This is a genomic window from Leptolyngbya sp. FACHB-541 (assembly GCF_014695875.1).
Lineage (GTDB): Bacteria > Cyanobacteriota > Cyanobacteriia > Elainellales > Elainellaceae > JAAUTN01.
In genome coordinates this window covers 1-15,515 of the sequence record NZ_JACJPC010000052.1, presented here as the reverse complement: position 1 = coordinate 15,515, position 15,515 = coordinate 1, and the positions used below count along the sequence as shown (strand labels likewise).

General features: G+C 48.6%; 15 protein-coding genes and 2 pseudogenes. 3 read left to right on the top strand and 14 right to left on the bottom strand.

Annotation, left to right across the window (positions count from 1 at the left end):
* Positions 1-134: 134 nt before the first annotated feature.
* The 5 genes and pseudogenes from H6G00_RS11595 to H6G00_RS11575 form a co-directional block, all read right to left on the bottom strand.
* Positions 135-530 (bottom strand): hypothetical protein, encoded by a 396-nt coding sequence (locus tag H6G00_RS11595; RefSeq protein WP_190796849.1) that lies wholly within the window; start codon positions 528-530, stop codon positions 135-137.
* A 203-nt stretch (positions 531-733) separates the two neighbouring features.
* The gene (locus H6G00_RS11590) at positions 734-1,327 is read right to left on the bottom strand and encodes a TetR/AcrR family transcriptional regulator (protein WP_190646536.1); all 594 of its coding nucleotides are present in this window, start codon (positions 1,325-1,327) and stop codon (positions 734-736) included.
* Between the two features lie 138 nt (positions 1,328-1,465).
* Positions 1,466-1,651: pseudogene (locus H6G00_RS35285) on the bottom strand (LuxR C-terminal-related transcriptional regulator); the annotation flags it as partial.
* A gap of 339 nt (positions 1,652-1,990) precedes the next feature.
* Entirely contained in the window at positions 1,991-2,815 is an 825-nt protein-coding gene (locus H6G00_RS11580) for an SDR family oxidoreductase (RefSeq protein ID WP_347278172.1), read from the bottom strand.
* 161 nt (positions 2,816-2,976) lie between these two features.
* On the bottom strand, positions 2,977-4,788 hold the full coding sequence (locus H6G00_RS11575) for a mechanosensitive ion channel (RefSeq protein WP_190796847.1): 1,812 nt from the start codon (positions 4,786-4,788) through the stop codon (positions 2,977-2,979).
* 310 nt (positions 4,789-5,098) lie between these two features.
* Between H6G00_RS11575 and H6G00_RS11570 the strand changes: the two genes are divergently transcribed.
* Together H6G00_RS11570 and H6G00_RS11565 are read left to right on the top strand one after the other, a co-directional pair.
* Positions 5,099-5,563, top strand: a complete 465-nt coding sequence (locus H6G00_RS11570) for an SRPBCC family protein (protein WP_190688323.1) — start codon at positions 5,099-5,101, stop codon at positions 5,561-5,563.
* 136 nt (positions 5,564-5,699) lie between these two features.
* A complete protein-coding gene (locus tag H6G00_RS11565) occupies positions 5,700-6,647 on the top strand; it encodes a bifunctional helix-turn-helix transcriptional regulator/GNAT family N-acetyltransferase (protein WP_190796846.1) in 948 nt (315 codons plus the stop codon).
* Positions 6,648-6,666: 19 nt separating this feature from the next.
* On the opposite strand, the gene H6G00_RS11560 is transcribed toward H6G00_RS11565, so the two are convergent.
* From H6G00_RS11560 to H6G00_RS11520, 9 genes are all read right to left on the bottom strand, one after another.
* A complete protein-coding gene (locus H6G00_RS11560; RefSeq protein ID WP_190796845.1) occupies positions 6,667-7,455 on the bottom strand; it encodes an amino acid ABC transporter ATP-binding protein in 789 nt (262 codons plus the stop codon).
* A 48-nt stretch (positions 7,456-7,503) separates the two neighbouring features.
* Positions 7,504-8,403 carry a transporter substrate-binding domain-containing protein gene (locus H6G00_RS11555; protein ID WP_190796844.1) on the bottom strand — a complete coding sequence of 300 codons (900 nt, stop codon included), beginning with the start codon at positions 8,401-8,403 and terminating at the stop codon, positions 7,504-7,506.
* 16 nt (positions 8,404-8,419) lie between these two features.
* Positions 8,420-9,073: an amino acid ABC transporter permease gene (locus H6G00_RS11550; protein WP_190796843.1), complete on the bottom strand. Its 654-nt coding sequence runs from the start codon at positions 9,071-9,073 to the stop codon at positions 8,420-8,422.
* A 31-nt stretch (positions 9,074-9,104) separates the two neighbouring features.
* Positions 9,105-9,779 carry an amino acid ABC transporter permease gene (locus tag H6G00_RS11545; protein WP_190646544.1) on the bottom strand — a complete coding sequence of 225 codons (675 nt, stop codon included), beginning with the start codon at positions 9,777-9,779 and terminating at the stop codon, positions 9,105-9,107.
* A 199-nt stretch (positions 9,780-9,978) separates the two neighbouring features.
* On the bottom strand, positions 9,979-10,803 hold the full coding sequence (locus H6G00_RS11540; protein ID WP_190796842.1) for a SirB1 family protein: 825 nt from the start codon (positions 10,801-10,803) through the stop codon (positions 9,979-9,981).
* A gap of 83 nt (positions 10,804-10,886) precedes the next feature.
* A complete protein-coding gene (locus tag H6G00_RS11535; protein ID WP_190796841.1) occupies positions 10,887-12,461 on the bottom strand; it encodes an FAD-binding oxidoreductase in 1,575 nt (524 codons plus the stop codon).
* 24 nt (positions 12,462-12,485) lie between these two features.
* The gene (locus tag H6G00_RS11530; RefSeq protein WP_190796840.1) at positions 12,486-13,598 is read right to left on the bottom strand and encodes a beta-ketoacyl-ACP synthase; all 1,113 of its coding nucleotides are present in this window, start codon (positions 13,596-13,598) and stop codon (positions 12,486-12,488) included.
* Between the two features lie 9 nt (positions 13,599-13,607).
* On the bottom strand, positions 13,608-14,396 hold the full coding sequence (locus H6G00_RS11525; RefSeq protein ID WP_190796839.1) for a peptidylprolyl isomerase: 789 nt from the start codon (positions 14,394-14,396) through the stop codon (positions 13,608-13,610).
* 47 nt (positions 14,397-14,443) lie between these two features.
* The gene (locus tag H6G00_RS11520; protein WP_190646549.1) at positions 14,444-15,016 is read right to left on the bottom strand and encodes a photosystem I assembly protein Ycf4; all 573 of its coding nucleotides are present in this window, start codon (positions 15,014-15,016) and stop codon (positions 14,444-14,446) included.
* Positions 15,017-15,402: 386 nt separating this feature from the next.
* Between H6G00_RS11520 and H6G00_RS11515 the strand changes: the two are divergent.
* Positions 15,403-15,515 (top strand): annotated as a pseudogene (locus H6G00_RS11515) (photosystem II D2 protein (photosystem q(a) protein)); the annotation flags it as partial.

Here is a 15,515-nt window from a genome sequence, read left to right as displayed (position 1 = left end):
GTTCGCAAACCGCCTCTAAAGAGATTTGTGGTTTATACAAGTGGAAATTGCTGTAAGCCAAACGCTGTCAACCTAAAACGTTAAAATCTACGACTTCTTCAAGAAGTCGCAGATCTGCTTACACAAACCCAATTTTAGTTAACCGTTACTGCATTGCCTGTTGCCAAAGCATCACCGATGTCTTGCTGCAATGGCTTTGGCTGAACGTACACCACTAAATTAGGCACAATGGTGCCAATGTTTTTGGTGATCTGGATAGGTCTTGCACTGTCGACGGTATAGGACTGTCCAATTTCCTCAAGCGCACTGAGCAGGCGTTCATTCATGCTGCCATCTGCTGTATTTGAATTAACAAAGCTCAGCAAATTTGGTTCTACTAACAAAACTCGATCAGCTTGGATTGATTTGATGAAGTAATCAGTTCTCGATTCGCCTAGAAGATGACCAGAGCCAAGGTTGAAGCCAGCAGTCACTAGAATCACCAGGCTCAGAGCGATCGCTGCAAGAGGAGCGAGTAATTTCTTATTCATGGAAGTATTAATGCAGAGCCAACGTGAGTGTATCTAGATATTAACGCAATATGAACTTCTGTAAAGCTTGCTAATCCAAATCCGGCTGTCTCAAGCTTTATCCTTCTGTGGCTAAGAACTGTTGAAGGCGCGTGTCAGTCATCCTCGGCTAAGCAACACCGTTCTGCATCAAGCATTACGGAACGGTGCGCTGCGGTCGCAATTTATTGAGAGTCTGGTTGAGAGTCAGAATGTTTTTCTAAATAAGCGGTCAGCATTTTTCCTAGCAGAGATACTTGCTCATTAAAGCAGGCAGCTTGATCTCCATACAGTCGATTGAGTAACAGCCCCATAAACAAGTTTTTCATGAAATGTTGAAAGGCTGGACTAGTGATCCCGTCAAAGTTGGCCACGGTTTGCTTAAAGCGTTCGTCGGCTTGCTTATTGGCTCTATTGTTTTGATAGGCTTCACAGCCATAGTGACGACAAAAATCAACAGAGATGTAAGTCTCTTTGATTAAACTCTCCTCATTTTTTTGCAGAAATCTTCCCAGCGCATCTACCTGTTCGGTTAGTGTTTTTGCGCCTTCTAACTCACGAGTCAGCATGAGAATGTAGTAATCCGCTTTTTCCTGCATGAGTTGCTCAAACAGGGCTTCCTTGCTAGGAAAGTAGTGATACAAAGTTCCAGTAGAGACGCCTAACCCCTGCGCGATTTCGCGCATTGTGACCGCCGCAAACCCTTTTTGGGCAAACAGGTCAAAGGCTCTGTTTAGCAGGTCTTTGCGGTACTCATTATGATCAACAATTTTGGGCATTCGTGACGTTGATATGAAACGTTGAGTTTATCTAGCTTCAGCATACGATGCTCATCTAGATAGTTCATGAGAATTTCGGCTGAAATGCTTTAGGTTTCATGCGTAATGGAGGCGCTCAAACCAGTTGGGTTGCACGCTCTACATCAATCCCATTCGCACTGCTGCAACTGCTGCCTGAATGCGGTTTTCAACGGAAAGCTTATTTAGAATTCCTCGAATGTGAGTTTTGATGGTGTTAGGACTGAGGTAAAGGAGCGTCGCAATTTCGGTGTTGCTACGACCTTCAATCAGCAGTTTTAGAATCTCTAATTCTCGTTTCGACAACCGATTAATTGGTTTGAACTGCCGCAGGGATCTATGTTTTTCTACATAGCCCTGCTGTTGACTGTCACTGATTGGGTACTCAATCGCATCACGGTTAGCTTTTTCAGATGCGGAAGGGGTCGGCTGAGGAAGACTTTTTGCTTGCTGCATATCACCACTCCCTGAGGATTTATCTTATATCGAACGTGCGTTATATTTAAGATGACGCTTTTGAGCCGTGAAGTCAAGTAAATGAAAAGATTTCTGAGACTTGTAGAGACGCGATTCACTACGTCCTTGCCAAAACATTTCTGGCTGGACAAATTCTAATTTCTATTGTCGCGCGTCCTTAAGTCTGCCTTAATGAGCTGGCAGTTGAGCAAAAAGCCCTTCCCAATCCACCGTGGCTGGTCTTTCACCCCGGTTGATCAGTTCAAACACTTTGTTTTCCGCTGCCAAGCTATTCACACTTGCAACACAAGCAGCAGCGACATCAATGCGGCTAGTTTGTCCAGTCAAGGTGTCACCCGTAGCCACTACAACGCCCTGCTTCCCGTTAGTTGTCGCTTTGAGCAAAGTATTGAGATCGTAAGAGGTAAATGGCCCATCAATCAGCCGTCCCGGTCGAACAATGGTGTATGGCAATCCTGATTGAATCAGTACGGTTTCACCTTTCTGTTTTGCATCCAACACGCCAAAGGCATTCAAGAAGCTGTAGGGTGGTTTATCTTTGTGTTCAACACCACACGATGAGACAAACACAAATCGCTTTAAGTCCTTAGGAGCGGCTGCAATCAGGTTAATCACGCCTTGAGCATCAACCTGTTCAGGACTGTTTTTAGCCTGGGTGCGGCGATAGTTGGAGTCCAAGAACACTTTGCCCCAGTTCAAGACTTGCTGAAAGCCATTGGTTTGTGAGCTGAAGTCAAAATCCCATTTTGCTGAAGGGAAGGCGGTCGTGCCCGTGCAGCAGATGATGTGGGTAATACCCTGGGTTGCAGCGGGAAGGGTCTCAGGTTGGCGGGTGTCGGCAATCGCCACTTCCACTTTGCCGTCAAACATCTGCTGCACTTTCTCAGAACTGCGGGTCATGGCCCGCACTGCGTATCCTTTTTCAAGCAGCTTTGCGACGGTGAGTTGCCCAACGCCCCCCGTTGCTCCTGCAACCAATACTCGCTCAGACACGGGACTTTCTCCTATTTATGACACCTTTATTCAAGGCTAAACGAATCATTCCTTGCTCTAATCTCTCGATTGACAGAATGCTACTACCGCAAAAAAACTGGAGTGCGAAGGGTATGACCTCCGTACTCCAGTTAATGCTTGCGAATGGAGTTAGGGAATTATTAGAGACGATTTTGCTTAAACGAAGCTAACCATTCGCGGAGCTGCTCAGCAGCAACGTCTCGACCGCCTAAGCCAAAGGCCAAAGCAATCGCTACTGCGATCGCACCCAAGAGCAAGCCAAACGCTAGATTGACGATATCGTTAGCAACGCCGATTAGCTGCAATGCGATCGCAGCCGAGAAGGCGATACCTGCAATCCGAGCGACTTGACCCAAGATTTTAGCTTGACGACCACCAGAGCTCGTAATCAAGTTAAAGGCGAGGTTCGCTAAGTATAAGCCAATCGCAAATACCACCAGTCCAGCTAAGATGCGCCCTGCAATCAAGACTATTCCACCTACCAAGGCGGTCAGTGCCGGAATGTTCAGTACATCGATTGCCGCAAGTGCAGCAATCAACATTACCCCAACTAGAACAATGATCCCAGCGACCTCCGAAGGCGTTTTGGTGGGCACCGTAGCAGGAGGAACTCGCCCTTGTAACGCTTCGGGCTGAGCCGGAGGGGGAACTGTAGCAGAGGTTGGGGCTGAAGGGGTAGACTGTAGCCCCAGCCAATAGAAGACGTTGTTAAAGCCAACTCCGGTCAGGACACCCGTTACGAGATCAGAGAGAAACTGTCCGATCACATAAGCAAGAGCCAGAATTAGTCCAGCAGTAAAGATCTGCGGTAGTACCGTGAGAATCTGCTCTAGCATTGCGATCGCTGGCCCAGAGATCGCCTCAATTTGCAGAGCGTTGAGGGCAGCGATCGCCGTCGGAATCAGAATTAAAACATAGACAACGGTGCCAAGAATCCAGGAGAGCGATTGGCTTCCAGAGGTCCGGTTCAATCCTAGTCGAGTCCCAATTCGGTCTGTTCCAGTTGCTGCCAGGAAGTTGGTCACAATCCGCCGTACCACTTGAGCAACGAGCCAACCTGCCGCTGCAATCAAAATCGCGGCAAACACATTCGGCAAAATGCCCAAAATTTCATTCAGCAACTCCTGCACAGGAGCCAGCGTTCCTTGCAACCCCAGCGTATTTAAAATTAGCGGCAGGAATAGCAGGAAAATGAACCAGTACAGGGTGTTTCCAATCGTGTCACTGAGAGAAAACTGATTTCTTGAGGACGGTGGCGGAGGCGTAGCCGTGCCAGTTCTCGGATCTACTGCGCTAGTTGTGGAATAACCACCTGGGACAGTGGGATCTCTCACTGCATCCGTGGGGGGAGTGGTGGATGGGCTTTCTACCTGTTGCCCCAACCGCTCATCTATGTTGAAAGCTTTCAGAGTTCGGGTGACAATTAGCTTTACCAACGTTGCTAGCAGCCAGGCAACCCCCAGCAAAATCGCGGCTCCCGCAATGGCGGGCAGGTAGCCAATAATTTGATTTAAGAAGTTGTTGAGAGGTTCAGATACAGCCGTGAGCTGAAGCGCCTGAAGAAACGCAACAATCGTGAAAATAAAAATTAGCCAGAAAACAGCACTAGAGATCCACTTCTCGATGGCTGGAGCTTCTGCCCCTGGCTGTCCGCCCACAACTGATCGAGCTAAACGATTGTCGAGGTCTGTTTGCTTTAAGATTCCTCTGACGATCGCCGCTGCAATCAGTGCAATTAGCCAACCCACTACCAGGATCACAATTGCCCTTAGTAGGTCCGGCAATGAAGCACTCAAATCAGAACCAACCGTCCGCAGCACATCCCCTCCCCTTGCTGGTCTGGTCGTGGGTGCAGATTCTACTTGAGCTAAGAAAGTATAAATGCTGTGCATTTTAGGCATTGAGGTGGAGGCTATCAACGCCTGCGCCATGCCCTGCCATGTTTCGTTCATTATTTCCTCAACTAGCGACAGCAAACGTGAAGATAGCAGCTACCATAGGTGGCTATCATTAGATTGACCAGCGATTCCCTTGCTTAATCTCTCTGGTCAACCGTAAATTACCAAAACTGCGTAAAAGCTACATCAGCAAGGGTAAATTTTGTCTCCGAGCCTTTCATCTACCTTAGTGCTGAATAATACGCTAAAACCTGCGTTTTTAAGGAATAAGTTCTGAAAAAGGGCAGCTATCGCGGTGCAGCAGCCAAGATCAATTTAAGGTTACTGTAGAGTAGCAGTTTAGGTTGTGACTCCGACGCATCGGATGCCATTTCGTCAAGTTTTTGAGCAATCGATTCAGATCAAGGCCAGTGCAACGACGGTTGAACGATGTATCACCGATCGCACTTTGATGCACCGCTGGTTAAATCCGGCTTTACGCTGCGACCCCGTTGGTGTATGGAGTACCGAAGTCGGCAGCAAAAGCCGCTTTGTGATTAAGGTTCCATTAATTCAGCCGACTCTAGAAAGTGTGGTTTTAGAGCGGGAACCGGGGCTGATTGTGTGGGGCTTTGATGGGTTCTTTAAAGGGCGCGATCGCTGGGAATGTCAGCCTGATCAAGACGGCACTTATCTGATTAATCGATTTGAATTTGAGATTCCTAATACGATCGTCCGCTATGGCTTTGATCGATTTGCGGCGGATTGGACTAAGCAAGACATGCAGGCTCAGCTACGACGGTTAAAGCGCTTGGCAGAGCAGGTTTATCAAGGACTACAAAAAGTTTAGAGCGAATGTAGGTTGGGTGTAGCACAGCGAAACCCAACACTCACCTAGACCCTAGGATGTACTGTTACTTCCCTCGAAGATGGCTTTGTGTCGTTTATGATAATGTGTAGCTAATTACGTAAGCGGTTGCATACTTATGGATTTCTACTCTCAAGTCGGCAAGGTGGCATTAGGTAGCCGTCTGCGGCGATTGAGCGAAACTTTTACAGAGGATGCTGCAAAAATCTATTCGCTCTACGAAACAAACTTAGACCCAAAGTGGTTTCCAGTTTTTTATGTGCTTTCCCATCAAGAAAGTGCGTCTATCACTGAAATTGCTCAGAAGATCGGTCACTCACACCCGTCTGTAAGCCAAATTGTCAAAGAGATGAGCAAGAAAAAACTCGTCAAGATTGACAAAAGCGCTGAGGACGCAAGGGTAAGTGTTGTAAAACTTTCTGATATTGGAAAACAACTGATTCCTAACCTTGATAAACAGCAGCTTGATGTCACTCAAGTGGTTGAAGATCTCTTGGCAGAGATGCAGCATGATCTATGGAAAGCGATCGAGGAAGTTGAGTTTTTACTTGCGAATCAAAGCTTTTTTGATCGGGTCAAAGAAATCCGTAAGGTGCGTGAACGTCAGCAGGTTGAAATCATCGATTACAAACCAGAGTTTCACGATGAGTTTAAGCGCTTGAATTATGAGTGGATCGAAAAATATTTCAAGCTAGAAGAAGCTGACCGTCAATCCCTCAATCATCCTAACGAGAAGATTTTGGCGACTGGCGGACATATTTACATGGCTCGCTTTAATGGTGAGATGGTAGGAACATGCGCCCTGATCAAAATGGATGATGACACCTATGAGTTAGCAAAGATGGCAGTCACCGAAACGGCTAAAGGTAAAGGAATCGGCTGGCTGTTAGGGCAAGCGGCGATCAACAAAGCACGCGAATTAGGCGCAAAAACGGTGTTTCTAGAAAGTAATACTGCTTTAGCTCCTGCGATCAATCTTTACCAAAAGCTAGGGTTTCAAAAAGTGGTCAGACCGTCTTCACACTATGAGCGCTGCAATATTCAAATGGAGCTTAAACTCAACTAGCAAAACAGGTTTACAGCAACTAATGCAAAATTTGAGATAGAAATTTCTTCACTCGCTCATCTTTAGGATGGTTGAAAAACTCATCAGGAGTTGTGTCTGTGAGCAGGTGTCCTTCTGCCAGGAAGATGACGCGATCGGCGACCTCACGGGCAAATCCGACTTCATGGGTGACACACACCATCGTCATGCCCGACTCTGCCAGTTTTCGCATTACGTCCAGCACCTCTCTCACCATTTCTGGGTCAAGCGCTGAGGTCGGTTCGTCAAACAACATTACTTTAGGACGCATAGCCAGGGCACGGGCGATCGCCACTCGCTGCTGCTGCCCGCCCGAAAGCTGCCCTGGATACTTACTTGCCTGGTGAGAAATGCCGACGCGATCGAGCAAACTCATTCCCAGTTCTTCTGCGTCACTTGGGGACATTCCTCGCAGGTGAATTGGACCCAGCGTGATATTCTTCAACACACTCAGATGAGGAAACAGGTTGAACTGTTGAAATACCATGCCGACTTCTCGGCGCACCAGTTCAATTCCTTTGTTGTCGTGGGCGATCGCAATTCCATCAATTTCAATGCTGCCGCCCTGATAGGGTTCCAGTCCATTAAACGTGCGAATAAAGGTAGATTTACCAGACCCCGATGGACCCATTAGCACGACCACTTCGCCCTTATTCACCGTCAGGCTCACTCCCTTAAGCACGTGAAACCCGTTGCCGTACCATTTCTCCACATCTTTGGCGACGATGATCGGTTCAGTGCCCAAGGTTGCCGTACTTGCTGCATTGATTTGAGGCTCAAAAGATGTCATGCCTGATGTGCTCCTGTTTTAAGGATGAGTGCGATCGCCATTGGTCATTTAGCTCGCGAGACTGGTCGGTAACGGTTCACCAAACCATTGAACCGAGATTTCGTTTAAGCGCCCAGACTGCTTTAAGTCAGCGATGATAGTGTTGATTTCTGTTAAAAACTCTGTGTCACCCTTACGCACGCCCACGTAGCAAGGAGAGTCTTTCATGATGAATTTGCTCTCAATCTGCTGATCGGGGTTATCACGAATCAATTTGGCAGCTACTACGTTGCCGGTTGCAATCAGTTCAACCTGCCCAGAAACCAGGGCAGAAGCCGTTAAGCTGTTGCTGGCAAAGCGCTTGACCTCAACTGTTCCAGCGGGTAGCTTGGAAATTTCTAAATCTTCTAGAGAACCCTGTGAGACGCCTATCGTCTGCCCATTCAGTTCTTCAAGCGAAGAAACCTGAATATCTGGGCCCCCGTAGACTCCAGAAAAGAAGGGAGCATACGGTTCAGAGAAGTCGATAATCACTTCACGGTCAGCGTTTTTTCCTAAGCTAGAAATGACCATATCAGCGCGATCGGTCTGCAAAAACGGAATGCGGTAGTTCCCTACAACCGGAACTAGCTGTAGCTCAACCCCCAGCCCTTTAGCCATTTCATTCGCCACATCAATGTCATAGCCCTGTAGCTGCATCGTGGCGTTAACCGCACCAAAGGGAGGGAAGTCATCGGGAACCGCAACTCTGACGGTGCCCCTCTCCATAATTCTGCTCAGGGTTGAACCGTCTGCATAGGGCAAGACGATTTCTTCGGCTTCAATAGTGGCTAGCGATCGCACCGAAGCGGTGTCTTCCCCAGCAGAGCAGGACGCAATACTTATCGTGATTAACAAACTGGTGAAAAACAAAGCCAACACTCGTCGCAGCTTTGTGTAAAACAGTGCCTTTAACAAATCCCAAACCATTTTTAGCGCTCCATGCTCAGGTTTTGTAGCTCAGTTTTCGCTCTAAGTGCTGGCTCCAGGTCGAAAGGGGATAGCACAACAGAAAATAGATCACCCCTGCCAGCGAGAAAATCAGCAGGGATTGCAAAGTCACATTGTTAATCTGAGTTGCGGCGCGAGACAGTTCCGTAAATCCGATGATGGAAGCCAGCGAAGTTCCCTTAATCACCTGCACCAGAAAGCCAACTGTGGGAGCAACTGACATCCTTACTGCCTGGGGCAAAATGATCAGCTGAAGCTGTTTGAAATAGCCAAACCCGATTGCAGAACCCGCTTCCCATTGCCCCTGAGGAAGAGCTTCAATCGAACCTCGCCAGATGTCTGCTAAAAATGCACTGGTAAATCCAGTAAGTGCCAGGGTTGCTGCTTGCAGCGGCGATAGGTTGATGCCAAAAGCGACCGATAGCCCAAAAAATGCCAGGAATAGTTGCAGCAGCAGAGGTGTACCTTGAAAAAATTCAATGTATGCCCAACTGATTCCCCTGAGCCACTTACTTGAAGAAATCCGCATCAAGGTAATCGCAGCCCCAACAATACCTCCACCGATGAAGGCAATGAGGGACAAAATAACTGTCCACTTTGCAGCAATTAGAAGATTAATAAAAATTCGAGAGACAGTAAATTCGTCCATCTTTTTTAGCTTTTGTTCTCAAATATCTTGCTTAGCGTCTGTACTTAGCAAACTCAAAGAATCGTCTTTCAATTAGAAAAGACAAGAGCTTGATTAACCAAACAATTGCTAGATAGATCAGGGCGATCGTGAAATAAATTTCAAAGCTGCGAAAGGTACGAGCGTTTAGATAATCTCCAGCGAAGGTCAAATCCTCTGCCGCAATTTGTGAGACAACGCTCGTGAACAAGACTGCCAAAATTACCTGCCCAATTAAGGCGGGATAAACATTAGCTAACGCAGGCGGCAAAACAATATAGCGAAACACCGCTAACTTCTTAAACCCGATCGCCAATCCTGCTTCGATTTGCCCTTTGGCAATGCTTTGTACTCCTGCCCGCACGATTTCGGTTGAATAAGCTCCGAAGTTAACCGCCAGTGAGAAAATCGCGGCTTGCTCTGCGGATAGCTTAAGCCCCAAATTGGGCAGTCCGAAGAAGATGAAAAAAAGCTGAATCAGGTAGGGTGTATTTCGAATAATCTCAACGTAGGCAAGTGCAATTCCATCTAAAATGCGATTTTCAGAAGTTCTAAAGGCTGCGCCAATGATGCCAATGATTAAGCCAAAGGTAATGGCTAATAACGATATCTTGAAAGTCAACCAGGCTCCAGCCAGTAAAACTCCAGCGTTATCCCAAATGACTCCAAAGTCGAATGCGTAATTCATTTCAAAGCACCGCAGATCTTAAGGATCTAAAGCTTGCTGACTGACTCTGAATCAAACTTTTTAATCAAACAGTTCAACAGCTATTTGCAGCTTATAGAAACATAGTGACCAATCTGCTTTTGTACCTTGAAATACAGAGTGAAATTTATACAATAATCTTTACGACTTTGAATAAATTTAGGATTACCACTCAGCAGATTTAGGAATCGTCGCTAATCCGCTTTAGTAATTGGCGTAGCATTGAGGCATCTTCTGCATCGGGTGTGTTGTCCAGGTAATATTCCAGATCTTGACTGGCTTCTATCCAGCGACCTGTGTGGTAGTAAACCACGCCACGATCGCGCCTCTCTCCGATCGCATCGGGAAACAGCAACAAAATTCTCTCAATCGCTGCCAAGGCTTTGGGTATTTCTCCACGATTCAGGTAGAGCATTTTGAGATTGGTCAGCATTCGCGCCAAAAAATTTTTAGGGGCGATCGCCTCGACAAATTCTGGCTGCAATTCTACGGGCTTGCCGTAAAGTTGGCTTAGTCGCTCTTCACAGTCCGCCGGAAACAAAATCTCCCCTTGATAAAACGGATCGACAAACACCTCCATCTCATCCAGGGCAGGACGAATCAGGAAATGTCCGGGCATTCCCACTCCCACCATTGGAAAGTCAAGCCGTTGGGCAATTTCGAGATAAACCAGAGAGAGCGTAATCGGAATTCCGGTGCGGCGATCGATTACCTGGTTCAAATAACTGTTACGGGGATCGTAGTAATCTTCAACATTCCCTACAAATTTTAAATCTTCGTAAAGGTATTGGTTGATCGTTTTAATAATTCGCAGCGGGTACTGTTCTTTTGGTAAACGCTCCTCGACTTCCGCCGCCATTGTATCTAGCGCGTTGGTGTATTCTTCTGCATCCAGGTCTGGATATTCTTCCTGAGCAATGTAGAGTGCAGCTCTGGAGAGGGCGATCGCCTCGTCAGGTTGGCGAATCTCCTGGTAAAAAAGCTGGCGTGCGCGGGGGAAGTCCATGATAGAGATTAAGGATTAAGGTTTGGATAGGGCTAGGGAAAGCATTTTGTTCATACCTATTCCCATGCTATCTACTTCATCCTTTATCCTTCATCCTCCCTAGCCCCTAGTCCCTCTTCATAGTCGCCTCCGGAGCCGTATTTCCAGGCATCTAGCCAGCGATGAAAGTAGTATTGCTGGGTTGAAGTCAGCGTTCTTGTCCAGGGTTCTACCATTTGTCCGAGGGGAGAGAGAAGGCTATAAACGCCCAAGTTTAAGTAATGGATTGTCCAATCTAGAAGGGCGGGCAAGCCAACGTGAGGAATGACGCGCAGGACTACACCTGGGTGAAATAGTGCAGTTCTCAGCATTGCTTGGGAGAGCGCAGGAAATTGCACAACGTCCTGTAGGAAAGGCTTGAGAACGCGATCGCCAAGCTGATCCATCTGCTCAAATACAGCCGAGAGCAGGGCATTGATTTGGTCGGGATCAGGTTTTTGGTTGACTCCAGCGCTCATCGCCCGTTGAAATAGCCAGGTGACGGACAGGTTAGGTTGGTAGGGCTGGAGTAAGGCTAGGGCAGAACGATCAAGCAAATCAGCCTCGAGTGCCTGATTGATGCCTTCGGTCAAACGTCTCAGATGGCGAATCATTGCGCCAAAGCCACCAAAGCTGAGGGGGGATTGGCTGCCGCTGCTGTCACCTATGGGCAGGATGCGATCGCCCACTGGCTGTAAAGGACTTTGCCTATAGCAGGGGAAGAATCCAAACAATGCCCGCTGAAAGGTTAACTGTTCCAACTCAACGTTTTGATATTCCGGCAAAAGGCGCAGGTAATCTTCAAACAAGTCTTCTAAGCTGGGGCGATCGGTATGGGCATCCAGGTAAGTAAACAGATAGGTCGTTCTGCCATCACGGGCAGGAAAGGCTTCCCAAAAATACTGGCACTGGTTTTGCAGCGGTGTGAAAGAAGCAAACAGGTCGCCCGTAGGGTTTTCTGGAAATCCCTGAGCGCAACTGCCAACGACCAGACAAACGGCATCTGGTTTTTGTCCCTTTCGCACCTGTTGGGAAATGGGTGAGAAGTGCCCCATCGCGTCTAACAGCAAACGGCTGGTAAACCCTTCTCCTGCTGACACATTCACCCCATTCGGATGAATGGTAGCTGAGCTAAACGCGGTGTGTTCAAAAAGCTGTCCACCAGCCGCTAAAAATTTTGCTTTTAAGGTATCCAGCAGGTAAACGGGATCAACGCCGATGTTGAGAACATCTTTAACCTGAAGCTCAACCCCATCCAGGAATCGGATGCAGGCAGGATTGTATTGGGTGGCGATCGCTCTTTCCAATTCCTCCTGGCTCAGCAACTCTAACTCCGCCAGCACTTCTAGCTCTTTGCGTGAAATATTCCACTCCTGATCGCGCCCGCGCAAAATTCCCCGCTCTAAAACTGCTGCGCGCCAACCCCGCTGAGCCAGAGCGCAGCCCAGCATAATTCCTAAGGTGCCGCCGCAAACGACCACGTCCCAATCCACGCTTTGCAGCGGTTCAGCACTCGTTTCAACCACTGAAGTAGCTGGAATTTCGTCTTGTTTATAGCTTTGCCAAAGGCGATCGACATGGCGCAGCCCACCCAACACGTCGCCAGGTAACTGCGAGAGAATTTGTTCGGTCAGGGTCATAGGAATTTAGGTAGCGCAGCAATATCAGCATCCTAAGGCGATCGCCGCGTTTTGTCCGCCAAAGCCAAAGCTAAGGCAAAGGGCGTTTTGAATCGTCACGCGGCGAGGTTCGGTAACTAAATCGAGATCAAACTCTGGCTGACTCAAGCCAACACAGGGTGGCAATATTTGATGCTTTAGCGCCATTAAGCAAAAGGCAATTCCCAAGGCACCAGAAGCGCCTAGGGTATGACCCGTCGCGCCTTTGGTAGAACTGACGGGCACTCCTTTGGGAAAAATTCGCTGAATTAAGCGGGCCTCGTTGCGGTCGTTTAGCTGAGTTGCCGTACCGTGAGCGTGAATGTAGCCGATCGCCTCTGGAGTTAAGCCACTTCGCTCCAGACATTGCTTAATGGCGATCGCCCCTTCTCGCCCATCGGGATCAGGAGCGCTGACGTGATAACCATCTGCCGTCAAGCCAAAACCGAGAATGCGTCCGTAGACCTTTGCCGCTCGCTTTTTAGCTGACTCTGCCGTTTCCAGCACAAAGACTGCGCCACCTTCCCCTAGCGCCAGTCCTTCTCGATAGCGATCAAAGGGATAAGCTCCAGTTTGAGCCAGTGCCCCAACCTGAGTAAAGCCAGCCAAGGTGAGCGGCGTGATAGGGGCTTCGACAGCCCCAGCGATCGCCCTTTCGCACTGCCCCGTTTGAATCAATTCAAAAGCTTGAGCGATCGCCCACAATCCCGTTGCACAGGCCGCCATTGGGGATAGCACTGGTCCAACTGCGCCCACTTGATGAGCAGTGGCGATCGCCGCTGCATTAGGCAAGGTTTCTAGCCAATTCTCAATTCCGTCTTGTCTGGATCGAGTCAGCTTTTCCCACTGCGCTTGCTGTCCCCGGCTGGACCCGACGACAATCCCACAATCGGTTAAAGGAAGCTCCAGTCCAGCATCCTGGAGAGCGGCGATCGCCACTTGCACTAGAGGCAACAGCGCACTAGGAGAATTGCCAATTAGCGCTAGAGGGCGTGGGGCTAATTCGGAAAAGGGCTGCTGGAGGCAGATTGCGGTTTCTTTAGAGAGCGAGCGCCTCCAGGTTTGCTCCAGATTTCCTAACGCTGAAACTAGCCCAATTCCTGTAACTACAACTTCCACCGCAAAGGACTACTGGGGCTGCTGGGTGGGTGCATCGGTTGAAGCTGCGGCTCCGCCACCTTGCAGGTTCTCTGCTCCGGCGGTGACTCTAGCAGACTCAATGCGATCGCCCTGCTGAATCTGATCTACTGCATCCATCCTTTCAGTCACATAGCCAAACACGGCATAGCTACCATCGAGGAAACTCAGATCAGACAGCGCAAAATAAAACTGAGACGAAGCCGAATCCGGCAAATTAGACCGAGCCATCGCCACAGCACCACGCGTGTGCTTTAACACAGGTTGCGCGCCACCCGGATCGAGAGTTTGGCTATAGACAGGTTCCTCTGCGCCTTCTGGCTTGATTTCTAAAGGAATGTAGCGGGGTGCAGAAGTATCCGGGTCAATAAAACCGCCCGTTCCTAACTGCTCTGCTGGGAAATTTGGATCGCTGCCTTGCGGGTCGCCCCCCTGCACCACAAACGGCTCTGGCTGCTTCACGACGCGGTGAAATGTTAACCCGTCATAAACTCCACGCTGTACCAGGTCAACAAAATTTCCCGCTGTAATGGGTGCATTGGTTCCGTCTACCTGAATCGTGATAGTTGAACCGTTAACAACCATTTCAACCGTTGCCTCACCTTCCAGGCGGGGCAAATCCGGCGGTTGAGGGCTTGCCTCAACCGCCGGAACAGAGGCAGTTTCGGTCGCAGCAGGATCTGTCGTTGAGGTCGTATCTGCTGCGGGCGAACACCCCCCAACCAGCAGAGCCACCACGACAAAAACTGATACAACCCATTGATTAATCATGATTTTCATTCTTATCAACCAAACTCTTAATGAAAAGCCCTTTCACTACTCGCGCTTTATAGCCCTTCCAAAGGCACACCGAGAAAACGAGCTAACTCAGCTCCCTGATTTTCTAAATCAGACAGTGGCAATGGCTGCCCCACTCTAGTTAGTGGTGTTTCTCCCTTACCCTGGACGCGTAGATAGAGGGCACGACGAGGGTTCAACCCTTCCTTGATGTCAGCTCGAATTGCCTGCACATCCTCTAGGGGATAAGACACCTCAATTCGGCGGTTTTTCCCTGGAAATCCCCAACGGAACACGGTGGCCAACCCAGTCTCTCGGTTAAATTCGTTATACCCACCGCCTACATCCCAGGTAATAATTAGCCAGAGGTAAGCTCCCAACAGCAGACCCAGTGTTCCATACAAACCCATTACGAGTCCCTGTGGAATAAAAATCAGCTGAGTGGGATCGGAAAAGGGCAGCAGGTTGACTTGGAAATAGCTAGAAATTCCAGACAGCAGAAAGCCAGTGGCACCAACGGTGATCACAGTTGCCCACCAGTAGTTGCTGAGACGACGCGACCCCAAAACTTGCTGACGGAATATTTTGTCTTTGTCGGTTGTAGATACGGTTTGTGTAGCCATGGTGATCCGCTCAGGTTCGATGAAGTCGGTTCAGAATTAGAGGAAACGTTCAGTCCCCATTATCTAACCTCAAGGGAGTTGTGACATAGAACAAGGCGATAAGACAGGATTTTTCACAAATCTGTTGCTGAGATTATCGTGTCAGATTGTAAAAATTTTCATATATCCCTATCATATAGAAACGTTAAATCCTATCCGGTAACACCCGTCGGTTGCTCGTCAAAGAGCAGGCGTGAAAGGTGCGCTGATCGAAGAGTCAGCTATTTAGCATCTGCCGACGCTAAATTAAAAGTCCGCCTTTTCTACTAGCAGAGTCTCTTTTACAGTAGTAAAAGAGTTATCCTGCCGCCCTTTTGAGGATTTGATGAATATTAAGAGGTTATGAAATGACCATAGCAATGGGGCGCGCCCAAGCGGAACGAGGATGGTTTGACGTCCTCGACGACTGGCTCAAGCGCGACAGATTCGTCTTCATCGGCTGGTCTGGTCTTTTGCTCTT

Excerpts from the sequence above, each read along its gene's own strand:
- H6G00_RS11595 (WP_190796849.1), bottom strand. The coding sequence starts at position 530 with ATGAATAAGAAATTACTCGCTCCTCTTGCAGCGATCGCTCTGAGCCTG.
- H6G00_RS11590 (WP_190646536.1), bottom strand. The coding sequence starts at position 1,327 with ATGCCCAAAATTGTTGATCATAATGAGTACCGCAAAGACCTGCTAAAC.
- H6G00_RS11575 (WP_190796847.1), bottom strand. The coding sequence starts at position 4,788 with ATGAACGAAACATGGCAGGGCATGGCGCAGGCGTTGATAGCCTCCACC.
- H6G00_RS11570 (WP_190688323.1), top strand. The coding sequence starts at position 5,099 with ATGCCATTTCGTCAAGTTTTTGAGCAATCGATTCAGATCAAGGCCAGT.
- H6G00_RS11565 (WP_190796846.1), top strand. The coding sequence starts at position 5,700 with ATGGATTTCTACTCTCAAGTCGGCAAGGTGGCATTAGGTAGCCGTCTG.
- H6G00_RS11560 (WP_190796845.1), bottom strand. The coding sequence starts at position 7,455 with ATGACATCTTTTGAGCCTCAAATCAATGCAGCAAGTACGGCAACCTTG.
- H6G00_RS11555 (WP_190796844.1), bottom strand. The coding sequence starts at position 8,403 with ATGGTTTGGGATTTGTTAAAGGCACTGTTTTACACAAAGCTGCGACGA.
- H6G00_RS11550 (WP_190796843.1), bottom strand. The coding sequence starts at position 9,073 with ATGGACGAATTTACTGTCTCTCGAATTTTTATTAATCTTCTAATTGCT.
- H6G00_RS11545 (WP_190646544.1), bottom strand. The coding sequence starts at position 9,779 with ATGAATTACGCATTCGACTTTGGAGTCATTTGGGATAACGCTGGAGTT.
- H6G00_RS11540 (WP_190796842.1), bottom strand. The coding sequence starts at position 10,803 with ATGGACTTCCCCCGCGCACGCCAGCTTTTTTACCAGGAGATTCGCCAA.
- H6G00_RS11535 (WP_190796841.1), bottom strand. The coding sequence starts at position 12,461 with ATGACCCTGACCGAACAAATTCTCTCGCAGTTACCTGGCGACGTGTTG.
- H6G00_RS11525 (WP_190796839.1), bottom strand. The coding sequence starts at position 14,396 with ATGAAAATCATGATTAATCAATGGGTTGTATCAGTTTTTGTCGTGGTG.
- H6G00_RS11520 (WP_190646549.1), bottom strand. The coding sequence starts at position 15,016 with ATGGCTACACAAACCGTATCTACAACCGACAAAGACAAAATATTCCGT.